The following is a 4055-nucleotide window of genomic DNA, read 5'->3' as shown; positions in this document are numbered from 1 at the left end:
AATTTTTTCTAAATCTTTTTCAATATAACCTGCATCATGAGCAGTAATTGTCGAAATAACACTTGTATCAAAATCCACAGGGGCATGGGTAGCATTTTCAATTTTAATGCCTTCCATTACTTTATCCCATAACTTAGTTGTGGCTTCAGTTGCGCCAGCTAAGAAAGACTCATCGCCCTCATATGGCGTGTAGTTTTTTTGAATAAAATCGCGGACATTAACATTATTTTGCCAATCACCATCTTTAAATCCTTTCCAAGCAGCTGCTTGTACTTCGTTTAAATTACTCATAATTTTCACCTCAGGTTTACAAAAATAACTATTTACCCTATAACATATGAGGGTAAATATTATAAAATCAATGCGGCTTACGTAAATATAAAGCCCAATAAGGTAGTGCTACAGCTAAACCACCTAAAATATTCCCAATTGTAACTGGAATTAAATTGTTAAATACAAAATGCGATACAGTTAGCTCTTTAAAGGCATCTGCCGATACACCAACTGCTTGCCAAAACTCAGGGGAAGCAAAGTTCTTAATCACAATGCCCATAGGAATCATAAACATATTTGCAATACTATGCTCAAAACCGCTGGCAACAAACATCGCAACAGGTAAAACCATAATTAGCATTTTATCAAGTAAACTACGACCAGCGTAACTCAACCAGGCGGCCAAACAGACCATTAGATTAGCTAGAAAGCCAAGACATACTGCCTCAATAAAAGTGTGATGTAATTTATGATCAGCGGTTTGTAAAATATTTAGTCCCCACAAACCATTGGCTACCATATACTGGCCTGAAAACCAAATAACTGTAACAAACAGTATAGCACCAATAAAGTTACCAACATAGACCAAAATCCAATTACGAATCATTTTAGTCCAGCCAATTTTATGGGTCATTTTAGGTAAAATGGTCAATACTGTTGAAGTAAATAAGTCAGAACCACAACAAACAACAAGCATAAGCCCTAAAGAGAAACAAATACCGCCGACTAATTTTGCCAAACCAAAAGCAACGGTTGCTGTTCCAGTTGTTACAGTAATATAAAATACGAAAGCGATAGAGATATAAACACCAGCAAGCATTGCGGATAAAATCGTACTACATGGGTGTTTGTTTACTTTGTAATTGCCAAGGTCTTCAGCAATTTGGGTCATTTGTGCGGGGGAATAGGAATCCACAAGTTTATTGGTACTCAAACTAACATCCTCAAAAAAACTAGGGTTTTATGAGACGCATAGTATACACAAAATTCAGAGTAGATCACGTTTTTTTATTAAAAAATTCTGAAAATAAAAAATTATTATCTATTAAAATCATTGGTGATAACTTAAATTTAAGGGAAATATTGTTTTTTTACCTCCAAAACCCTGGATTCAAACATGAAGTGCAATAAGTGCAATTTTAAACACGGTGGAGTGAAGAAAGTAGAAAGGTGATTTATACTAGCACCTTCGCACCACCACAGTTTGGAGATTGCTATGTATTATAATCACCTTTCTAGGAAGGAAAGATACCAGATTTTCGTATTATTACAAGCCGGAAAGAATAAAAAAGAGATAGCCCAGCTACTCAATAGACATCCTTCGACAATAAGTCGAGAGATAAAAAGAAACTCAAAACCTAATCAAACCTATCAAGCACATGAGGCGGTGACACTCGCTCGGAAAAGGCGAAAAAACAGCGGTAATGGTAAGCCAATAGAGTCTTTAGTATGGCGTCAAGTTGAAAAATACCTCATGCTTTATTACAGCCCAGAGCAGATTGCTGCACGTTTAAAGAAAATCAGCGTCCAATCAATCTATAACTACCTTTATCAAAATAAAGCGCGCTATGAACAATTCAAGCCTTATCTAAGGCGAAAAGGCAAAGCTTATCGGCATTGCAAGGCACCGAGTATTAAAGAAGGAGACCGCCGATATAAACGGTCAATTAAACAACGTCCAAGTTATGTAGAAAGTCGGAAAACGCAAGGACATTGGGAGGGCGATACCATAATTAGCCGTAAAGATAAGCAAGCATTGTTGACGTTAGTTGAGCGCAAAACTGGACTCGTACTCATTGGACGCCTTAATCAACGCACCGCCTCCGAAACGAAAGATATGATAATAAAATTGCTAACGCCGTTTAAAAAGATGGTTAAAAGCATCACCTTTGATAATGGGATGGAATTTAATTATCATCATGCGATTGAGCATTATTTAAATACTACCGTATACTTTGCGGAGCCTTATAAAAGCTGGCAAAGAGGTACAAATGAAAACACCAATGGCTTAATACGTCAGTTTATACCAAAGTCAGCGGCCATTTCATTAGTTGACGACGAACAGATAAAGAAAATACAATATCTATTGAACACACGCCCAAGAAAACGGCATAAGTTTAAAAGCCCTGCCTCCTTTTATTCGAAGGAGTTAAGAAGAATTGCACTTCATGGTGTAATCTAGGTAATTCTTTTCTGAAATCTCAATCAATTCAGTTAATATTAGAAAAATATTTAAAATAATTGTTTTGCATCTTGGTAAACAGTTTATCGTAATACATAAAATGCTATTAATACATAAGGATTTTGACATTACATTCTTTTAAGCGCTATATTGAATGTGGTCTTTTCTACATCTATATCGTTAAGCAGTTTTTTTAAAGCAGTTTAAATTTAAAGGAGATGTAATATGAATATCTTAAATAACATTTTTTCTAAAGTATTTCCAAATGCTCAAACAAAAGTAGATAATGCTGTTGATGCAGTGAAGGATAAAGTTGAAAATATCACCACATCTGTTAAAAATACAGTATCGAGTGGTTCAGAGAAAGTCCAAGAAAAAGTAGAGCAAAGCGCATCCGCAACTAATGTTGATGTTTCCTCTATTCTTGATAATTTAGCTAAAAAACATCCTGAAACACTTAACTGGAAAACATCTATTGTTGACCTATTGAAATTATTAGGTATAGATAGCAGTTTAGATGCACGGAGAAATTTAGCAAAAGAACTGAATTATCCAGGCAATACTGATGATACCGCAGCAATGAATACATGGTTAATCAAAGAAGTGATGAAAAAAATTGCTGAAAAAGGTGGTAATGTAACTCATCTTTTTTCTTAAAAGAAAACGTTAAGACAATTAAATCCACCTAATATTTTAGGTGGATTTTTTTATTAAAGTGGATATTTATCGATTTTTACGTTATTGAAAAATTCAACAAATTAACTAAGCTTTAAAAGCATGTAACTTGTTCATTGCAACGTCTATTCCATCAGACAATAAGATATCTGTACAACGCAAAGATTCGTCAATAGCTTTATCAATTAATTCCTGTTCAGGTTTAGATGGCTTATTTAAAACATAACCAACAACTTTATTTTTATCGCCAGGATGTCCAATACCAATTCTTAACCGATAAAAATTTAAATTATTACCTAATTTATTAGCAATATCTTTTAGCCCATTATGCCCACCATGACTACCACCAAACTTAAGTTTAGCTATTCCGGGATTTAAGTCGAGTTCATCATGTGCAACTAAGATCTCTTCTGGCTTTATTTGGTAAAATGTCGCCATAGCTTGAACAGCTTTACCACTTAAATTCATGAAAGTAGTTGGAACTAATAAACGTACATCATGACCTGAAATGTTGATTCGTGATGTGTAACCAAAAAATTTTTGTTCATTTTTTAATGATTGATTATAACGTTCAGCCAATTGCTCAACAAACCACGCACCTGCATTGTGCCTTGTTGCTGCATATTCATTTCCGGGATTGGCGAGTCCTACAATCAGTTTTATCGTTGTCATAATATTTTTATTGTCACTGATTTTATCGAGAAAAATGCCCCAAAAGGGGCATTATAGCAATGATAAAATAGGTTATTGATGGAACATTGCTGAAATTGATTCTTCGTTACTAATTCGACGAATTGCTTCAGCAAGCATACCTGATAATGTTAATTGGCGAACATTTTTCAATGCTTTTACTTCAGCCGTTAATGGAATTGTGTCACAAACAACAATTTCATCAATAGCACAGTTTTTAATGTTACTTACTGCT

At 34.5% G+C, this 4055-nt stretch carries 5 protein-coding genes and 1 pseudogene; 2 read left to right on the top strand and 4 right to left on the bottom strand.

Annotation, left to right across the window (positions count from 1 at the left end; all coding sequences use genetic code 11):
- The coding region (locus A9G25_RS11435) for a pyruvate formate lyase family protein (RefSeq protein ID WP_081297254.1) at positions 1 to 291 on the bottom strand (291 nt) is incomplete at its 3' end.
- Between the two features lie 67 nt (positions 292 to 358).
- A complete protein-coding gene (focA, locus tag A9G25_RS11430) occupies positions 359 to 1207 on the bottom strand; it encodes a formate transporter FocA (RefSeq protein WP_081297073.1) in 849 nt (282 codons plus the stop codon).
- Positions 1208 to 1489: 282 nt separating this feature from the next.
- Here focA and A9G25_RS11425 point away from each other — a divergent pair, with 282 nt between their 5' ends.
- Both A9G25_RS11425 and A9G25_RS11420 read left to right on the top strand, forming a co-directional pair.
- Positions 1490 to 2455, top strand: a complete 966-nt coding sequence (locus A9G25_RS11425; RefSeq protein WP_065627014.1) for an IS30 family transposase — start codon at positions 1490 to 1492, stop codon at positions 2453 to 2455.
- A 225-nt stretch (positions 2456 to 2680) separates the two neighbouring features.
- Positions 2681 to 3112, top strand: a complete 432-nt coding sequence (locus A9G25_RS11420) for a DUF3597 domain-containing protein (protein WP_065626448.1) — start codon at positions 2681 to 2683, stop codon at positions 3110 to 3112.
- Positions 3113 to 3217: 105 nt separating this feature from the next.
- Here A9G25_RS11420 and pth read toward each other — a convergent pair whose 3' ends face one another.
- Both pth and A9G25_RS11410 read right to left on the bottom strand, forming a co-directional pair.
- Positions 3218 to 3802 (bottom strand): aminoacyl-tRNA hydrolase, encoded by a 585-nt coding sequence (gene pth / locus A9G25_RS11415; protein WP_065626449.1) that lies wholly within the window; start codon positions 3800 to 3802, stop codon positions 3218 to 3220.
- Positions 3803 to 3874: 72 nt separating this feature from the next.
- Positions 3875 to 4055 (bottom strand): annotated as a pseudogene (locus A9G25_RS11410) (ribose-phosphate pyrophosphokinase); the annotation flags it as partial.

The organism is Gilliamella sp. Bif1-4 (genome assembly GCF_001690535.1).
GTDB lineage: Bacteria > Pseudomonadota > Gammaproteobacteria > Enterobacterales > Orbaceae > Gilliamella > Gilliamella bombi.
Note: the sequence above shows the minus strand (reverse complement) of the source record. Positions and strands in the feature narration are given on the sequence as shown.

Coding starts and splice junctions, on each gene's coding strand:
- A9G25_RS11425 (WP_065627014.1), top strand. CDS start 1,490: ATGTATTATAATCACCTTTCTAGGAAGGAAAGATACCAGATTTTCGTA.
- pth (WP_065626449.1), bottom strand. CDS start 3,802: ATGACAACGATAAAACTGATTGTAGGACTCGCCAATCCCGGAAATGAA.
- A9G25_RS11420 (WP_065626448.1), top strand. CDS start 2,681: ATGAATATCTTAAATAACATTTTTTCTAAAGTATTTCCAAATGCTCAA.